This window comes from Paenibacillus glucanolyticus NBRC 15330 (genome assembly GCF_004000885.1).
GTDB lineage: Bacteria > Bacillota > Bacilli > Paenibacillales > Paenibacillaceae > Paenibacillus_AQ > Paenibacillus_AQ glucanolyticus.
The window spans coordinates 77,969-95,366 of the sequence record NZ_BIMC01000020.1; the positions used below are offsets into that span (position 1 = coordinate 77,969).

The 17,398-nt window shown below is 49.7% G+C and carries 18 protein-coding genes; all 18 read right to left on the bottom strand.

Going from position 1 to position 17,398, the window contains the following annotated elements:
* Positions 1 to 37: 37 nt before the first annotated feature.
* Positions 38 to 820, bottom strand: coding sequence for a YlmH family RNA-binding protein (locus tag PGL02S_RS22880; protein ID WP_006209094.1), 783 nt, complete (start codon positions 818 to 820; stop codon positions 38 to 40).
* A gap of 13 nt (positions 821 to 833) precedes the next feature.
* On the bottom strand, positions 834 to 1,103 hold the full coding sequence (locus PGL02S_RS22885; protein ID WP_006209093.1) for a YggT family protein: 270 nt from the start codon (positions 1,101 to 1,103) through the stop codon (positions 834 to 836).
* Between the two features lie 8 nt (positions 1,104 to 1,111).
* The gene (locus PGL02S_RS22890) at positions 1,112 to 1,558 is read right to left on the bottom strand and encodes a cell division protein SepF (RefSeq protein ID WP_036637904.1); all 447 of its coding nucleotides are present in this window, start codon (positions 1,556 to 1,558) and stop codon (positions 1,112 to 1,114) included.
* Between the two features lie 2 nt (positions 1,559 to 1,560).
* A complete protein-coding gene (locus PGL02S_RS22895) occupies positions 1,561 to 2,250 on the bottom strand; it encodes a YggS family pyridoxal phosphate-dependent enzyme (protein ID WP_036637901.1) in 690 nt (229 codons plus the stop codon).
* Positions 2,251 to 2,258: 8 nt separating this feature from the next.
* Entirely contained in the window at positions 2,259 to 3,116 is an 858-nt protein-coding gene (gene pgeF, locus PGL02S_RS22900; RefSeq protein WP_036637899.1) for a peptidoglycan editing factor PgeF, read from the bottom strand.
* 70 nt (positions 3,117 to 3,186) lie between these two features.
* Positions 3,187 to 3,495: a YlmC/YmxH family sporulation protein gene (locus PGL02S_RS22905; protein WP_100086481.1), complete on the bottom strand. Its 309-nt coding sequence runs from the start codon at positions 3,493 to 3,495 to the stop codon at positions 3,187 to 3,189.
* 191 nt (positions 3,496 to 3,686) lie between these two features.
* A complete protein-coding gene (gene sigG, locus PGL02S_RS22910) occupies positions 3,687 to 4,469 on the bottom strand; it encodes an RNA polymerase sporulation sigma factor SigG (protein WP_006209087.1) in 783 nt (260 codons plus the stop codon).
* A 77-nt stretch (positions 4,470 to 4,546) separates the two neighbouring features.
* The gene (sigE, locus tag PGL02S_RS22915; RefSeq protein WP_006209086.1) at positions 4,547 to 5,269 is read right to left on the bottom strand and encodes an RNA polymerase sporulation sigma factor SigE; all 723 of its coding nucleotides are present in this window, start codon (positions 5,267 to 5,269) and stop codon (positions 4,547 to 4,549) included.
* Between the two features lie 165 nt (positions 5,270 to 5,434).
* On the bottom strand, positions 5,435 to 6,454 hold the full coding sequence (gene spoIIGA, locus PGL02S_RS22920; RefSeq protein WP_235187320.1) for a sigma-E processing peptidase SpoIIGA: 1,020 nt from the start codon (positions 6,452 to 6,454) through the stop codon (positions 5,435 to 5,437).
* A gap of 404 nt (positions 6,455 to 6,858) precedes the next feature.
* The gene (gene ftsZ / locus PGL02S_RS22925) at positions 6,859 to 7,986 is read right to left on the bottom strand and encodes a cell division protein FtsZ (protein WP_006209084.1); all 1,128 of its coding nucleotides are present in this window, start codon (positions 7,984 to 7,986) and stop codon (positions 6,859 to 6,861) included.
* 57 nt (positions 7,987 to 8,043) lie between these two features.
* Entirely contained in the window at positions 8,044 to 9,327 is a 1,284-nt protein-coding gene (gene ftsA / locus PGL02S_RS22930) for a cell division protein FtsA (RefSeq protein WP_036637895.1), read from the bottom strand.
* A gap of 214 nt (positions 9,328 to 9,541) precedes the next feature.
* On the bottom strand, positions 9,542 to 10,297 hold the full coding sequence (locus tag PGL02S_RS22935; RefSeq protein ID WP_036638015.1) for a cell division protein FtsQ/DivIB: 756 nt from the start codon (positions 10,295 to 10,297) through the stop codon (positions 9,542 to 9,544).
* 57 nt (positions 10,298 to 10,354) lie between these two features.
* The gene (gene murA / locus PGL02S_RS22940; protein ID WP_036637893.1) at positions 10,355 to 11,638 is read right to left on the bottom strand and encodes a UDP-N-acetylglucosamine 1-carboxyvinyltransferase; all 1,284 of its coding nucleotides are present in this window, start codon (positions 11,636 to 11,638) and stop codon (positions 10,355 to 10,357) included.
* 16 nt (positions 11,639 to 11,654) lie between these two features.
* A complete protein-coding gene (murB, locus tag PGL02S_RS22945) occupies positions 11,655 to 12,560 on the bottom strand; it encodes a UDP-N-acetylmuramate dehydrogenase (protein WP_006209080.1) in 906 nt (301 codons plus the stop codon).
* A 164-nt stretch (positions 12,561 to 12,724) separates the two neighbouring features.
* Positions 12,725 to 13,834, bottom strand: a complete 1,110-nt coding sequence (gene murG / locus PGL02S_RS22950; RefSeq protein WP_036637890.1) for an undecaprenyldiphospho-muramoylpentapeptide beta-N-acetylglucosaminyltransferase — start codon at positions 13,832 to 13,834, stop codon at positions 12,725 to 12,727.
* A 5-nt stretch (positions 13,835 to 13,839) separates the two neighbouring features.
* The gene (gene spoVE / locus PGL02S_RS22955; protein WP_006209077.1) at positions 13,840 to 14,937 is read right to left on the bottom strand and encodes a stage V sporulation protein E; all 1,098 of its coding nucleotides are present in this window, start codon (positions 14,935 to 14,937) and stop codon (positions 13,840 to 13,842) included.
* 49 nt (positions 14,938 to 14,986) lie between these two features.
* Entirely contained in the window at positions 14,987 to 16,426 is a 1,440-nt protein-coding gene (gene murD, locus PGL02S_RS22960) for a UDP-N-acetylmuramoyl-L-alanine--D-glutamate ligase (protein ID WP_036637888.1), read from the bottom strand.
* A gap of 3 nt (positions 16,427 to 16,429) precedes the next feature.
* Positions 16,430 to 17,395, bottom strand: a complete 966-nt coding sequence (gene mraY / locus PGL02S_RS22965) for a phospho-N-acetylmuramoyl-pentapeptide-transferase (RefSeq protein WP_006209075.1) — start codon at positions 17,393 to 17,395, stop codon at positions 16,430 to 16,432.
* Positions 17,396 to 17,398 lie beyond the last annotated feature (3 nt).

Consider the following 17,398-nt stretch of genomic DNA (forward strand, 5'->3'; position numbering starts at 1 on the left):
TATTGTTTCGACAAAAAAACGGCAATTCCTTCAAAGGTCAGGCATATTTCCCAACCTTGATACGGTACCGCCCTTTTTTCGTCAGGCCGCCTGTCTCCAGTACTTTAAACCTTCCAAAGCCTTGGATGGAGACAACATCGCCTTCTTTTAAATTCGTTGAAGGATCCTCTTCCACTTTCCAGTTCACACGGCATCGGCCCGCCTTGATCGGTACCACGATTTTCGTCCGGCTGATCCGGTATGCGTCACTGGCTATCCCGTCGAGTCTCATGGAAGATGCGGTAATATCCATCGTATCGAAATTCGTATGCGTGACCTGAAGCTTGTCCAGCGGCAGCAGTTCCGTCATCACGTGCACCCTGTGAACTTGACTGAGATTCAGATGCAGGAACGAACTGATGTCCTCGGCAACCACCGTATGGCAGCCGTCCTCAAGCACATGAATATCACCGATCTTGGATCTCTTGATGCCAAGACCCAGAATCGAACCCATGTAGTCACCATGGTCGAGCTCCAGAAACTTCTGATCCCCGGAAGATATGCTGAGCACTTTCATCTTCAAATCCTCGCCCTCAAGATCCCGATAATCCGGTGCAATCAATGCCCGAACGCGCTCTGCATCAGCATGTCCACCCTGAAACAGGGCATGCACATCGGGGTGACGATTCACGAGCGACTCCAGAATGAATCTCTGACGAGGGTCCAGGAAATCCGTCAGCTTCGCTTCATGATACTGTCCGGCATTGACAACCCATTCCCAAGCCCGGTCCACAAATTCACGTTCGTCCCTGTGAAAATGATCATAGATGTCCAGTTTCATGCTTATTCACCTGCTACAGTAGATATCCGAGGATAGCATACACGCCCCGTTGTGCCAGCTGCAGAACGAACAACGCGACAATCGGAGAAATATCGATCATGCCCATAATCGGCGGGATAAACCGGCGGAATGGAGCCAAATACGGCTCAACTAACTTGCCAAGCAGCTCCCCGACAAAGCTTTCTCTCACATTCGGGAGCCAAGACATTAAAACGTAGACCAGGATCATGTAAAAATAAATTTGGAACAGGGTTCCAACAATGCTATAAATTTCGCTGCTCAAAGCCTAGATCACCTCATTCTGTTATATTCATGCTCGTCTGCTAAAATCTCGGAGATGGAACCTTGAATCTCGACGGTATCCGGTGTGCATAGGAAGATATTCCCGCCTACCTTGGAGATTCCGCCACTAAGCGCATATACCGTTCCGCTGAGAAAATCGATAATGCGCAGCGCCTGATCATTGCGTACGCGCTGCAGATTAACGACAACCGTTCGGAATGAGCGCAGATGATCTGCAATCTCCTGTGCTTCATCATATGAACGCGGCTCCACTAATACAACCTTAACGTTCTTCTGTGAATGAATGCTGACGATATTTGCATTTTTTTGATTTTTCCGATGATCAAACGGGGTTGCCTCCACCGGCTCGTCCTGCGAGGCAAGAACCTCGCGTTCCACAACTTCTTCTTCCTCTTGCAGTCCCAAGAAATTCATAAACCGGTTCATCACGCCCATCGTCAATCCTCCTCTTTACCTACTAAAATTGAGCCGAGACGCACCCAGGTCGCCCCTTCTTCTATGGCAACTTCAAAGTCATTGGACATACCCATGGACAATTCAGTCAACGGCGCCAATGTCAGCGCCTGCTCATTCAGCTCATCTCTTAGTTGTCTTAAACCACGAAATACAGGACGCGTCTGCTCCGCTGACGATTCATATGGAGCCATGGTCATGAGTCCGGTTACCTTTACGTGTGAAAGACTGTTGATTTCCTTCAAGAACTCGGCTGCTTTCTCAGGAGCCAATCCGTACTTGGATTCCTCGCCCGAGATATTAACTTGCATAAAGGCGGATACCTGAAGGTTCAGCGCTGCAGCCCTCTTCTCCAGCTCATGGGCTAAGGACAAGCGGTCAAGTGAATGAATATATTGAAATTTATCAATGACATCCCTGACCTTGTTGGTCTGCAGGTGCCCGATGAAATGCCACGTTCCCCGGTCTCCAAGGGCGTTCCACTTCTCCTGGGCGTCCTGCCAGCGGTTCTCGCCGATATGCCGAAGTCCCTGATCCAGTACCGCAGCTGTTTTATCCAAGGAGACATATTTAGTGACCGCAATCATATTCACTTCATTCCGGTCCCTGCCGCTTCTTGCGCAAGCCTCCGTTATTCGCTGTTCCACCTGATCGATACGTTCCATCAAACTCAAGGGACGACTCACCTCTTTCTCATCCCGATCCAACTTGCCATACGACCCGTTGTCCCTCCATCCTTGCGGTAGGAGAAGAACAGATCGTGATTGCAGCTTGTACACCATGAAGTACATTCGATATGTTCCGCCAATATTCCTGCTTTAATCATAATGTGTCTGTTTATTTCTTTCAAGTTCAGCATGTATTTTCCGCGTCCCTTGTCGATATACAGGGCTGATTTTGCAGCTTCCTCTGGCGTAAGCCCCCCGAATCCAATATCACGGACACGATCCATAACCCGATCATCCACCTCATAGCAGCACTCGCCTATCGACGGACCGATGGCTGTACGAATATTCTGCGGCATGCTGCCATACTCCAGGGCCATCTTGGCGACCATTTCTTCAGCAATACGGCCTACCGTCCCCTTCCAGCCGGCATGGGCCAAACCGACAGCACCCGAAACGGGGTCCCAAAAATACAATGGCACGCAATCCGCATAGAAGGAAGTCAGCAGCACGCCGGGGACATGGGTCACAAGTCCGTCTGTATTTTGAAAGGCCGAGGTCCGATCCAAGCTTCCTCTGCCTCTGTCCTCTTCATGAACGACACCAATCTGAACGCCATGCACCTGTTCACCACAGGTCCAGTCCTCCAGTGAAAACCCAAGGGACGCAGCGGTTAATTTCCGGTTCTCTACAATGTCACCCGGTTCATCTCCGACATGAAAGGCCAAGTTCAGACTGTCATATGGTACCCGGCTAACGCCTCCTTGCCGGCCTGTGAAACCGGCTGAAATCGCAGCAGCCTCCGTTTCCCTTCCCCATTTTTCCAGCACGAACAGACTCGGTGTCTGCTTCTCCTGACTCACAAACGGTTCCATGAACATTTCACCTCTATCCCAGTGTAACAGAAAACATACGCTGGAGACACATCAACCGATTGGCGGCTTGTCAGAAGCTGCGCCGATCATGGCGATCCGGGCGATCCAGATATTCCACCGGCTCCTGATCTTCCGGCATTCTTCGCAGCTCCTCCATCTTGACAAGCACTACATCCGAACCAATCTTCACGATATTCCGCCAGGGGATGATCAGATCACTCCCGCCGCCAAACAGCCCCATAAACTTTCCGTAACTTGGCACAACAATCGCTTCAATTCGGCCCTGCCGCAAGTCGAGTTCCAGATCACTGATCTGTCCCAGCCGCTTGCCATCAATGATATTAATAACATCCTTCGTTTGAAAATCGGAAATTTTCATCTTTTTCCCCACCATTTGATTTTCAGGTATCATGAGCATTCACACCTTAGATGTATTTGAGGATCGGGCATGCCGTTTACATAAATACCCTCTGTTCAGTATATGAGCCGCATGAGTAAAATAACTTACTTAAATTAAAAAAACGACCCCTTGAATGGGATCGTTGTCTTTTCGTTTGATGGCTGGTCTTCCTAAGTTTTGACATGCTTCTGCATTTGCTTGATCGCTGACTTCTCCAGACGGGACACCTGAGCTTGGGAGATGCCGATTTCATCAGCAACTTCCATCTGGGTCTTGCCTTCATAAAACCGCATGGATAAAATCATTTTTTCACGTTGTCCGAGCTTGTGCATCGCTTCCCGGAGTGCGATTTCTTCAATCCAGGATACATCTTTGTTCTTATCATCACTGATTTGATCCATCACATAAATCGGATCTCCCCCATCATGATAAATCGGCTCAAACAAGGACACGGGATCTTGAATAGCATCGAGTGCAAAAACAACATCTTCCTTGGGCACATTCAGCGCTTCAGAAATTTCAAAAATCGTCGGTTCGCGCGAGTTCGCATTTGTCAGCTGATCCCGGACCTGAAGTGCCTTGTAAGCAATATCACGCAGGGATCGCGAGACGCGAATCGGGTTATTGTCCCTTAAGTATCGACGTATTTCTCCGATAATCATCGGTACGGCATAAGTGGAAAATTTAACATTTTGCGACAAATCAAAATTGTCGATGGCTTTCATCAATCCAATGCACCCTACCTGAAACAGATCATCAACAAACTCCCCCCGATTATTAAACCTCTGGATGACGCTGAGGACCAGTCTCAGGTTGCCATTCACCAGTTTTTCTCGAGCTGATCGTTCATTGTTCTGCTGCAGATTATGGAACAGCTCCCTCATTTCCACATTCGTCAGAACCGGCAGTTTTGACGTATCCACACCACAAATTTCAACTTTGTTTCGCGTCATGATGACTAACCTCCCAAGGAGAAACATTACTGTACATTATCTCCGAGGGGGGTTATTTTATTCCTTGGGTTTTCCAGTTACACCATCTTGTTGAATTCTTTGCGGAGTCGTTTAATAATTCTCTTCTCCAATCGGGAAATGTAGGATTGTGAGATTCCAAGCAGGTCTGCCACGTCTTTTTGCGTCTTTTCTTCCCCGTCCTGAAGCCCGAAACGAAGCTCCATAATCATGCGTTCCCTGTCGCTTAATTTATCAAGCGCTTTTTGCAGGAGTTTCCGGTCCACCTGTTCTTCAATGTTACGGTAGATGGTGTCATTCTCGGTGCCCAGCACATCGGATAAGAGCAATTCGTTGCCATCCCAATCGATGTTCAGCGGTTCATCAAAAGAAACCTCGCTTCGCGTTTTGTTATTCCGCCGCAGGTACATCAGTATTTCATTTTCAATACAGCGCGAGGCATATGTAGCCAGCTTGATTTTTTTCTCCGGGTCAAAAGTATTCACCGCTTTAATCAGTCCGATCGCACCAATCGATACCAAATCCTCGATGTTAATGCCGGTGTTCTCGAATTTGCGGGCAATGTACACAACCAGACGCAGGTTACGTTCGATCAGCATAGCGCGGGTGGCTGCATCGCCGGAAGGCAGCTTCTTGAGCAAGAACTCCTCTTCTTCTTTCGTAAGCGGAGGCGGAAGCGCCTCACTTCCTCCGATGTAGTAGATTTCCTGACTCTTCAGGCCTAGTAAAAAAAGTACGCGGTAATACTGCAGCTGCAATGCTAATCTCCATTTAACGGGCATCTCGTATCCTCCTAAACGTTTTCCCGAAGGGACAACATAACTTCGTAAGTGTAGTCACGGTTTTCCTCGCTTGGCATGATAACTTTCCATAAGAGTTTCAAAGATTACATCAGCATTCCATATAGATTACACGATTCGAAGACTATGAAAATAGCTTTATCATCGTTATCCCGCAGTCTTCGCCTCACCAGATTCAACAAGGCTAGATTCGGTATTCTGTTGTAAAGCTTCCTCCTGAGCAATACCTGCATGAGACTTGGGCGTGCCCTCTCCCTCCGTCAAAGCCGGATGGATAATGGCCCGGTATGCCCTGTCGCCGGACAGCGTTCCGCCATCAAGACCAATCAACACTTTGGATGATACGTATTCCAGTCCTCCCAGTTCAATCCGTACCATGTCGGGCTTTAGGGCAAGCATGAATGCGGCCCCCCGGTTGACACCGCGGTACGGAACTAACCGCAGACGGTCCTGCCAGTCAAATTCCTCTGCCCCCAGCCCCATAATTAATTTGTCCGGTTCCCCCTCCATCAGCTGTTTGCTCCAGCCCTGGGGCAGATAAGCTTCCCATAGCGCTGCTTCCATCACCATAACGGGCGTGCGCGTCAAGGGATCGCTTAATTGGTTTCCTGTATCGAGCAAACCCACACAGGAAATTTTGGTGCTGCCAATCCATACGGAGACATCACCTAACAGGGTTTCACGGTTCTCGGTTTTACGTTTCGTGGTCTGAACCGCCTTAAATGCGAATACAACTACAAAAAAGGTAATGCATGCAAACCAGAATCCCACCTTCAATTCAAAGGATAGCCCTCCCGATGTCGTATACCATATCCCACTGAACAATTCTCCCGAATTTTGCACCAGATAATGAAATCCGATAATACCTCCGGCTGCGGCAAAATTCACCATATAAAAAGCTCCCAAATGACGAAGGTAACTCTGCAAGCTTGCAAATCCAAAAGCAATCCAGAGCATAATCAATGAAAGTCCAAACTTAATGAGAAAGGTGTACAAAAACGACAATTGCGGGACAAACATCATGACAACATACAGTGCGCCTACCACGGAAGATAACACTAGCCTCCACCATCTTGGCTTGACCCTGCGCATCCAGGCGGTTAACGCCAGCAATATGCCGTCAATGACGAGGTTTGCCAAAAATATGAGATCAATATAAACAACCAGGTTGTTCACCTGCCTAGTCGAAAAATCCACTTCCGTTATGCTTCTGTTGTTTTCTGGGCAATGGGAGATGTTACTAGTATAAAAAGAATAGAATTCAAAGTCTGTCTAAACCTGTGGGCCGATTACAGACTTTTTTTGTCGATGAAGGGCAGTTTTTAGAAACCGGAGCCAAGAGGACTCTCCGCTCGTCAGTCAACCATCTTGATCTTGGGAAAAAACCTGGGGAATATCCATATGTTACGCAGCGTTTGAGTACCTGAACCTTTATTCGTGAAAGTGTGACAGCATCAGCACTATTTACTTCTTACTCTCTTATCGATGGGATGTGGTATGGCAAGGCTGTGGAGAAAGATAAAAAAATAAGCCTGTCTTCATCAGGATGACGAAGCACAGGCTTATTCGAATTAATCATTATTACGGGAACGATTGCGAAGGAATGTAGGAATATCGAGCTGATCATTGCCGTTCTGATTGCCAAACGGCTTCAGATTCACATTGCTCTTGTCCGTTGCCTGCTGCTGTTGTTGTTGTTCCCCTTGAGGCATTGCAGGGCGACGTCCAGGAGGGATCGGTGAAGGTTTGCTCTCAAAGCCGGTAGCGATCACCGTTACCTTGATTTCTTCCTTCATGCTTTCCTCGATAATCGCACCGAAGATCATGTTCACTTCCGGATCGGAAGCTGAGGTTACGATCTCGGCCGCTTCATTTACTTCATACAGGGAGAGATTGGCTCCCCCTGTAATATTCATGATAACACCGCGTGCTCCCTCAATAGAGGTCTCAAGCAGCGGGCTCATAATTGCCTTGCGGGCAGCTTCAGAGGCACGGTTCTCACCGGTAGCCAGTCCAATACCCATCAGCGCGGATCCGCGTTCTGTCATGATGGTCTTCACGTCGGCGAAGTCAAGGTTGATCAGACCCGGTACTTGGATCAGATCAGAAATGCCCTGAACGGCCTGACGCAATACGTTATCAGCTTCTCGGAACGCTTCCAGCATCGGTGTCTTCTTATCCACGATCTCCAGCAAGCGATCATTCGGAATGACGATGAGTGTGTCCACTTTCTCTTTCAATGCTTCAATGCCAAGCTCCGCTTGGGAAGCACGCTTGCGTCCTTCGAACGTAAACGGACGAGTGACAACCCCAACCGTTAATGCCCCGCACTCCTTAGCAATTTCAGCAATGACAGGAGCTGCGCCTGTTCCGGTTCCGCCGCCCATACCAGCTGTAACGAATACCATATCCGCACCCTTCAGGGTGTTCATAATCAAATCACGGGATTCTTCGGCGGCCTTCTTGCCGACATCAGGATTAGCGCCAGCCCCAAGGCCGCGAGTCAACTTATCCCCGATTTGCAATTTGTGTTCGGATTTAGCAAGATGAAGTGCCTGAGCATCCGTATTTACCGTTATAAATTCAACACCCTGCACACCGTTCTCAATCATTCGGTTAACAGCGTTGCTTCCGCCGCCACCTACTCCGATTACTTTTATTTGAGCCAAGCTATCCATTTCAAAATCGAATTCCAACATCTAATCCATCTCCCCCTCAATGTGCGTGGATGGCACGTCCACTGTCGAATGAATCCGCTATATAAACTCGCTGAACATCTTTTTCAGGCGTTCAATAAATCCCGGCTTCTGGCTGGTCTCCTGAGTTGCTGCGACAGGATTTTGCTGCTTCGCGCGGTTCACCGGTTTCTTGCTGTTTCCGCTGCTGTTGTTGCTTCCTCCTGTATTGCGTACACGTACATTCCGGATTGCATTATGGAGGATGCCGACTCCGCTGCAGTATCCCGGATCACGAACACCGATAAAATCGGGAACAGCAATCCGTACGGAAGTCGCCAGCTCATTTTGTGCCACCTGCAGCACACCAGGCATGGACATAGTGCCCCCAGTAAGTATATAACCACCAGGAAGCTCACTGTAACCCAAGCGTTTAATTTCTTGGCGTACCAATTGGAAGATTTCCTGAATACGAGGTTCTATGATAGCTGCCAGATCTTCTTGAGTGAACTCCTTGTCCACATTGCTTCCAATTCTCGTCACTTTAAAAGTTACTTCGGGCGCAGCACTCTCAATCAGTGCGCATCCATACTTCAATTTCACCTTCTCTGCTTGATCCGTCAGAGTTCGCAGTCCATATGCAACATCATTCGTAACAAAATCGCCACCAACCGGAAGCGTCGAGGTTGCGGCAATGCTGCCTCCCTCAAACACAGCCAACGTGGTTGAGCCTGCTCCGACGTCCACCAGTACCGAACCCATCGTTTTCTCATCCTTCGACAAGGCGAGTTGTCCGGCACCAAGCGGAATTAACACCAGATCCTTCACTTTCAGGCCTGATTTCTCCACGCATCGTAACAGATTATGTATTGCCGTTTTGGCGCCAGTAATAATCGTCGCTTCTACCTCAAGCCTCACGCCGATCATTCCTCGCGGATCTGAGATTCCTTCCAAACCGTCAACTACAAACTGTTTAGCAACCACATCGATAATTTCACGATCAGGTGGAAGCGCCACGACCTCCGCTGCCTTCAGCACGCGGTCGATGTCCTCTTCGCCAATTTCTCGATCCTCGTTCGATACTGCCACAACTCCATGGCTGGATTGAAGTCCGATATGATTTCCGGAAATGCCGACATATACTTCGGATATTTGAATACCGACCATACGCTCCGCATGATCTACAGCGCTGCGAATGGATTGTACGGTCTGGTCGATATCTACAATTGCACCCTTGCGAATTCCCTCCGAGTCGGCAGATCCAACTCCAATAATATTAAAGGTTCCATTATTAACTTCCCCAATAATAGCACGAACTTTGGATGTACCGATGTCCAAACTAACAATGATGTCATTGTTGCTCAAGCCCTGGCACCTCCTGTTTTTAGCAAATTAATTTGATAATAAAGAATACATTTCTACTTATTCCACACTCGCAGGTCTTTCCCTCTTTTTTCAACATTTTTTTTACTGCCAACATTTGCTATAACAGGCCGTAAAAGTCATTCAAAAAAGAAGAACCGAAACAAGTTGTCAATACTTTCAATTGTACCATTTATTCCTATTCCTGAGTAGGGGGTTATTGCCCTTCCTCTGACTCTTCTGTAACTTCTTGTTCAAACGGTACATAAGCGTCTGCTTCCAGCATCGTAATCACACCCGGCCGCTCCATTTCGGTAACCTGACTCAGGTACTCTACTTTATCCCGAAGCAGGGAAACCGTAGTGATGACTTCGAATTTGGAACGTGTGTACAACTTGATCCGGTCCGGGAAGGAGACCGTCGGTGAAGGCATGATTTCCGAGATGTCCGAGGTCAAACTATTGGGAATCTCCGCAAGCACTTCACTTAACATAGCCTTGTTCGGGTCCGATGGATCCCACTTGGTCAGGATCGGCTTCTCCACGGCGATACCGCTCGCTGTAACAGGAACGGAAGTACCGCTGGCCAGAATCGCTTGAAGTTCTCCGTTCTCCGACAGCTCATAGGCGACCGTAGGATGCTCCGTAACCGCGATTCGTACCTCACCCGGAAAGCTCTTGACCACTTTAGCCGACTTGATGGTTCCCAGACCCACGAGGCGTTCCTGCACATCTTTAGGCTCTACGCTGAAATATTGGTCTCCTATGCGAAGTCCGCTTTGCTTAGTAAGCTGCTCATTGGTATTAAACGTATTGCCTGTAAAATGAATCTCGGTAACTTGGCTGACCGGCGATCGGAAAAAGAGGATCGTCAGCAGCGCTGCAAACAGCAGCAAGAGAATCCATATAATTTTCCTGGCTGTTTTCGGTTTGGGCTTGTCCTGCTTAAGGACAGGCATATGTGTCTTGGACATATCCACTCTCTCCATAAAGACCTGTTATCCCCTCCTCTGGAGGGGATGCTCAGGACCTCAATTGGCTAAATCAAGCGGTTTGGGCACAGGAGACTGACGATAGATCTGTGCACCTAAACCTTGGAACATGTTTTCAATACGATCATAACCGCGATCAATATGGTGAACTTGCTCCACCACGGTCGTTCCCTGCGCGGCCAAACCGGCAATGACGAGCGCCGCTCCAGCCCGAAGATCGGTTGCCTCCACAGTGGCTCCGTAAATCCTCTGAACACCGCGTATAAACGCATAGTTCAGATCCGTGGAGATGTCAGCTCCCATGCGGGAGAGTTCCTCCACATGTTTGAACCGTCCCTCAAATACCGTTTCTTTCATAACACTAAATCCATCGGCCAAGGACAACAAGACCATGACCTGGGACTGCAAATCGGTCGGGAAAGAAGGATAAGGCGAAGTCACAATTCGTTCAACAGCTTTGGGACGGCTCATACAGCTTATGTTTATTATATCATTGCATACACTGGTTTGAACACCGGCGCGCTTCAGCACATGTATAAGAGAAGTTAAATGAGAGGGATTGGTCTTTGTAAGCGTAACACTTCCCCGGGTGACGGCGGCTGCAATCATAACGGTTCCCGCTACGATCCGATCCGGTATGATCTCATACTCGCAAGGCGTAAGACGCTCCACGCCGTGGATCGTAATCGTATCCGTTCCGGCACCGATAATGTTGGCCCCCATCTTGTTCAGGAAATGCTGAAGGTCTTGAATTTCAGGCTCTCTGGCTGCATTGGTGAGCACCGTTGTGCCAAGTGCCGTTGCTGCTGCCATCATGATATTCTCCGTTGCCCCTACGCTGGCAAAATCCAGATGAATATCCGTTCCGATCAATCGGCTTGCTCTGCAATGGATTTTATCGTTGCTCTCCTCGATTTCCGCACCCAGTGCCTGCAATCCCTGAAGGTGGAGGTCGATCTTGCGTTCCCCGATCGCACAGCCCCCGGGCTGATAGATCGTCACTTCACCAAAACGGGCCAGCAGAGGTCCCATCAAAAAGATGGAGGATCGCATCTGCTTCATTAAATCTTCCGGGACATGAAACGAATTGGCAGACGAGGTATCCACGGTAACCGTCTCCAGCTCATGCTTGCATTTGGAGCCAAGACGCCCAAGAATGCTTAGCATCACTTCAATATCCAGCAGATGCGGGACATTGCTTAATCTTACAGTCCCTTCTGCAAGAAGACTTGCTGCTAGAATAGGTAAAGCTGCATTTTTTGCTCCATGGATACGTATGGTTCCTGATAGGGGCCTTCCACCCTCAATCACCAATTTGTCCAATGTATCACCTCCGAGTTTACCGCTCGCCCAGAACGTACACCTCAGGCACCATATGAATTCCGTTCTTCTCTGAGATGGTTTCCTTGATGCGTTCCATCAAAGCGAGCACGTCCTCTGCTGTCGCTTGACCGGTGTTCTCAATGAAATTGGCATGCTGTAAAGAAACTTCTGCGCCCCCGATCCGCAGGCCCTTGAGGCCAGCAGCCTCAATCAACCTTGCGGCATGGTCGCCAGGCGGGTTGCGGAATACACTGCCTGCCGTTGCGGATTGGAGCGGCTGTGTACGCCGGCGACGGTCCTTGTAAGAGGCCATAACAGCTGAAATTTCTTTGCGGTCTCCTTGACGGAGCCCAAATACCGCTTCAGTCACAATCCCTTTTCTTTCATGCAGAATGGAGTGTCGGTAATCAAACGCCATATCTTTCGCAGCATACGTAACCAATTCCCCTGTTTCCAGTACAATGTCAGCGGACTTGAATATGCGTGACACATCAGACCCATGGGCGCCTGCATTCATGTAAACGGCACCTCCAACTGACCCAGGAATACCTCCGGCAAACTCAAGACCGGCTAATCCTTGTTTTCCGGCCAGAACACTGAGTTTGACAAAAGACAGACTACCGCCTGCAGTTACTGTCTCTCCGTCAAAATGAAGCTCCTCAAATCCCTGGCCCAGCTTGATGACCGCTCCCCTAATGCCTTTATCGGCAACTAACATGTTTGAACCGCGCCCGAGTTGCGTCCAATGAATACGATGGGCATGGAGAAGAGTGACCAGTTCCTTGAGCTGTTCCTTGTTCTCAGGAATAATCAGGCAATCGGCTGGTCCGCCTATTTTCCACGTCGTATATTTTGCCAGCGGTTCATTCCATAACACGGCTCCGACATTGGCTTCAGATAGTAGCGATTTCCACTGCTGCATTTTAAATAAACCTCCCTTGACTTTCAAAACCAAAAGGCCATTCCTTCAGCTTAAGCTTAACGAAGGAGATGGCCGCTGTCAGTAATGCCGGCCTCATGGGTGTGTCACGATTATAGAGTATCTTATGTCAGGCTCCATAGGTGTGTGACAATCGCCCAGCCGTTTTAGCGTTTGCCGGTTAACCGGCGGATTTCTTCGACCATAACGGCAGCCGAATCCGGTTTGCCAAGCTTTTTCGAAGCGGCCGACATCGTCTCTCTGGTCGAGCGACTGGTCATAATCCCCTCAAGCTTTCCAAACAGCGTTTCTGCCGTTAAATCCTTTTCAAGTATCATGCTGGATGCGCCCGCTTCTTCCAACTGCCTTGCATTCGCCTCCTGATGGTTGTTGGTAACGTTTGGAGAAGGTATAAGTACAGATGGAATACCAAGCGACGTGATCTCAGCCAGGAACGATGCCCCGGCACGATTCACGATCAGCGAAGTGGCCGCAAGCACTTCCGGCATATTATGAATGTAAGGCATGATATGAAGATGATTAGGCATCGTGCCGAGCTGCGCTAAAATGGATTCCCGCGTATTCTCGAAATACGTATCCCCTGTTACGAACACAAAATGCACGCCAGGCAGCTTATGAAGAAACGGCGCCATGCCAATCATGGCGTTATTGATCGCCTTGGCCCCACGACTTCCTCCAACGATAAGAACGACTTGGGCTTCCATCGGGATGCCAAGCGTAGCAAATCCACGTTCACGATTGGCGGTTAATACCGTTGTCGCGCGTGGATTCCCTGTATAAACCGTTCTTTTGGCTTTAGGAAAAGAGGATTCCGAACCTTCAAAGCTGACCGCGACCGTGTCCGCATAACGGCTGAGGAACTGGTTGGTTAGCCCCGGTATCGCATTCTGCTCATGAATCATGGTCGGTATGCCGAGCTTGGCGGCTGCATAAACCACCGGACCGCATACATATCCGCCTGTACCGATCACGACATCGGGCTTGAACTCTCTCAGCAATGCCTTGGATCGCTTCACGCCTTTGAAGAAACGCATAATCGTTTTGACGTTATCAAACGACAGCTTGCGCCGGAACCCGGTGATGTCAATGCTCTCAAATGGCAGCTTCTCTTGGGGCACCAGTTTGCTTTCGAGGCCGCGCTGGCCTCCAATATATAAAAACTCCGTCTTCGGATCTTCCTTCTCACATTGTCTTGCTATGGCAACGGCGGGGTAAATATGTCCCCCCGTTCCGCCGCCGGTCAATACGACACGCATACCCTTCACCTCGCATAACGGGAAATATTTAATAGAATGCCAAGGGCCGTCAGCATCAGTGTCAGTGAACTGCCCCCGTAACTGATGAGCGGCAGCGTAATTCCTGTCACCGGCATCAAGCCGATAACCACACCGATATTGATCACGACCTGGATGGCGACCATGCCTACGATCCCTACAGCCAGCAGGCTGCCAAAGCTATCCGGTACGGTCATGGCCACTCTCATGCCCCGCCACACCAAGGCAGCAAACAAGAGCAGTACGATGAGGCCGCCAATAAACCCGAGTTCTTCAGCCAGGATCGAGAATATAAAGTCAGTCTGCGGCTCAGGCACATAAGCGTACTTCTGACGGCTCATGCCAAGACCGAGTCCACCAAGACCGCCCGGCCCAATCGCATAAAGAGATTGAATAATCTGATAGCCTGCACCAAGCGGGTCAGACCAAGGATCCAGAAACCCGGTAATCCGCTTCAGCCGGTACGGAGCTGCCAGAATCAAGCCTATGAAGCCTGCTATTCCGCCTAAAGCAAGGAAGCCCAGATGCTTCATCCGTGCCCCTGCGGTGAATACGATCATCATCGCAGCCCCCAGCATGACGGCTCCTGTCCCCAGATCCGGCTGCAGCATAATCAGTCCAAATGCCAGTCCAATCAAACCAAGGGGCGGCAGAAGTCCCTTCGTAAACGACGTAATATCGTAGTCCTGTTTACTGAGCCAGCGCGATAGAAACAGAATCATACCGAGTTTCATAAATTCAGAGGGCTGAATGCCAAATGAGCTGATGCCAAGCCAGCTTCTGGCCCCGCCGCGCACAACGCCGACACCCGGAATAAGAACGATAACAAGGAGGAAAAAGCAGGCCAGAAGCGCAAGCTTGCTATACTTCTTCCAGACCCGGAAGTCAATCTTGGATGTGAAATACATCGCAGCAAGGCCCAGACAGGCAAAAAACAGCTGACGCTTCACAAAATAAAATTTATCGCCATAGTCATGAAAAGCGAGCACGGAGCCCGCGCTGTATACCATGACGATTCCGATGGCCAGCAGGGCCAAAATACAGATAAGCAGCCACAGATCGGGCGCCTGGCGGTTCTTGTTCATGGAAAGGCCACCTCGTACATCCTTAGTAGGGGCTTATCCACCCCCCTACTTAAAGGTTATGCACCGCCTCTTTAAAAATGCTTCCTCGTACCTCAAAGGAAGGAAACATGTCCCAGCTCGCACATGCGGGAGATAGAAGAACAATGTCTCCGCTCTCCGCAAGTTCAGAAGCTTTCCGGACAGCCGAGGTCAAGGTTGCGGCGGCGTCCTTCCCATTATCGACGAGTATGATGTCCTTTAATCCCGCTTTGGCTGCAGCATTCGCGATTTTCTCCTTCGTTTCGCCAATCAGTACGACAGCTTTCACCCTTCCTTGCATGGAAGGAACCAAATCCTCGTAATCCGAACCCCGATCAAGCCCGCCTGCAATCAATATGATAGGTTCTTTGAAAGAAGTCAGAGCCATATTCGTTGCTTTGGAGTTGGTTGCCTTGGAGTTGTTGTAATAGGAAATGCCCTGAAGCTCGGCAACAAATTCAAGACGGTGCTCGACACTGCGGAAGCTGGACAAAGCACCTTCCAACTGATCAGGCGCAACTCCGGCCGCAATGGCGATCGCACAAGCAGCTAAGGCATTATCCACATTGAATCTCCCAGGCAGTCCGATGTTCTCCACACGGATGATCTCATGCGTAAAACCTTCACCGTCTGTATAAATAATGGTGCGCCCTACATCACCCTCATCTTCATCCGAATCCTGCGAACCCGGAGCATACGGCGTCGAAAGGTAAACCCCTTCGCGAAGGCTCTCAGTCATCGAGAAAGGAATAATGCGCGCCTTGATATACGGGACAAGATTTCTGCACACGGGATCATCCCAATTGAGCACAGCGGTATCATCCGCAGTCTGATTGGCAAACAGCCTGGCCTTGGAGGAGATATAATCGTCCATTCCGCCATGGTAATCCAGATGTGTCTCCGCAATGTTGAGAAGACAAGCAATGCGCGGCCGGAACTCCTCTGTTCCTTTTAATTGAAAACTACTCAGCTCTACAACCATCCAGTTGTCCGGAGTTGCTTCCGCAGCTGCCTCGGACAGAGGCGTGCCGATATTTCCGGCTACAATCGGTGACAGTCCTGCGCTCTCCAGCAGCTTGCCCACCCAAGTTGTTGTCGTTGTCTTGCCATTGGAGCCCGTGATCCCTATGATCGGCGCTTCACACAGGTGATAGGCCACCTCGACTTCTGTCACAATCGGTATCTCCAGCTCAAGCGCCTTCCGGACAGGAGGGACGGAATACGGAATCCCGGGATTTTTGACAAGAAGCGCCACACCGGGATCAATCAGGTCATCGGGATGTCCACCACAAATAACAGAAATACCCAAAGCCTCGAGCTCCGAAGCTTCAGGACACTGTTCTCTTTCCTTTCTATCGTTAACGATGACAGAGGCTCCGGCCTGATGCAGTACCTTAGCTACCTGCACTCCGCTTCTGGCCAAACCCAGCACAACGACTTTTTTATCCCGATAATCATCTAGCTGCTTCATATGTTACAACCCCTTGTTGATATAAAGTCCAAGTCCCGCAAGTATCAGTCCCACGGCCCAAAATGTAATGACTACGCGCCACTCCGACCATCCGGACAATTCGTAATGGTGATGGATCGGGCTCATTTTGAATATACGCTTGCCTCTGGTTTTGAATGAGGCAACCTGAAGCACGACCGACAGCATCTCTATGACGAATACCCCGCCGACAATCAGGAATAGCAGCTCGCTCTTGGTTACGATGGCAATCGCACCAATAGCCCCTCCGATTCCCAGAGATCCCGTATCTCCCATAAACACCTTTGCGGGGTGTGCGTTAAAGACGAGGAAGCCCAGCACCGCACCGATCATCGCCGCCGCGCAGAATGCCGCTGCAAACGAGGTCGACTGGATGGCTACAATCGCATAGGCTCCAAAAGCAATCGCACTGACACCGGACAGCAGACCGTCCAATCCGTCCGTGAAGTTGACGGCATTGCTGATGGCAAGCATCATGATGACGATAAACGGATAGTAGAACCAAGGTCCCCAGTCAAAGGACCAGTCGATGCCCGGCACACTGATAGCAGTGCTATGTCCATTGGAGATCAGCAGCCAGCACATAATACCGGAAAACAGAAGCTGTCCAAACAGCTTCTGCCGGGCCGTGAGTCCTAATGATCTGCGAAATACGATCTTAATATAATCGTCAAGAAATCCGATCAACCCGAAGCCGAGTGTCGCTACGATCAGCACGTAGAAATCCGTATCGACAGGCGAGAATTTAATATAAGTCAGCGTAAAAGCAAGCAGGATGACTACGCCGCCCATCGTTGGCGTCCCCGCTTTTTTCAAGTGGCTCTGTGGTCCGTCGTCCCGGACCTGCTGGCCGAACTTCATCCGCCGCAGCAGCGGAATGAGAAGCGGAGCCGAAATTACCGCAAGTATAAACGCTACACCGATCGTCAGTAACAGCAGTTGAAAGTCCATCAG

Coding starts and splice junctions, on each gene's coding strand:
- PGL02S_RS22935 (WP_036638015.1), bottom strand. CDS start 10,297: ATGTCCAAGACACATATGCCTGTCCTTAAGCAGGACAAGCCCAAACCG.
- PGL02S_RS22880 (WP_006209094.1), bottom strand. CDS start 820: ATGAAACTGGACATCTATGATCATTTTCACAGGGACGAACGTGAATTT.
- PGL02S_RS22890 (WP_036637904.1), bottom strand. CDS start 1,558: ATGGGCGTGATGAACCGGTTTATGAATTTCTTGGGACTGCAAGAGGAA.
- PGL02S_RS22905 (WP_100086481.1), bottom strand. CDS start 3,495: ATGAAAATTTCCGATTTTCAAACGAAGGATGTTATTAATATCATTGAT.
- sigG (WP_006209087.1), bottom strand. CDS start 4,469: ATGACGCGAAACAAAGTTGAAATTTGTGGTGTGGATACGTCAAAACTG.
- mraY (WP_006209075.1), bottom strand. CDS start 17,395: ATGGACTTTCAACTGCTGTTACTGACGATCGGTGTAGCGTTTATACTT.
- ftsZ (WP_006209084.1), bottom strand. CDS start 7,986: ATGTTGGAATTCGATTTTGAAATGGATAGCTTGGCTCAAATAAAAGTA.
- murD (WP_036637888.1), bottom strand. CDS start 16,426: ATGAAGCAGCTAGATGATTATCGGGATAAAAAAGTCGTTGTGCTGGGT.
- pgeF (WP_036637899.1), bottom strand. CDS start 3,116: ATGGAACCGTTTGTGAGTCAGGAGAAGCAGACACCGAGTCTGTTCGTG.
- sigE (WP_006209086.1), bottom strand. CDS start 5,269: ATGCCCGTTAAATGGAGATTAGCATTGCAGCTGCAGTATTACCGCGTA.
- spoVE (WP_006209077.1), bottom strand. CDS start 14,937: ATGAACAAGAACCGCCAGGCGCCCGATCTGTGGCTGCTTATCTGTATT.
- murB (WP_006209080.1), bottom strand. CDS start 12,560: ATGCAGCAGTGGAAATCGCTACTATCTGAAGCCAATGTCGGAGCCGTG.
- murG (WP_036637890.1), bottom strand. CDS start 13,834: ATGCGTGTCGTATTGACCGGCGGCGGAACGGGGGGACATATTTACCCC.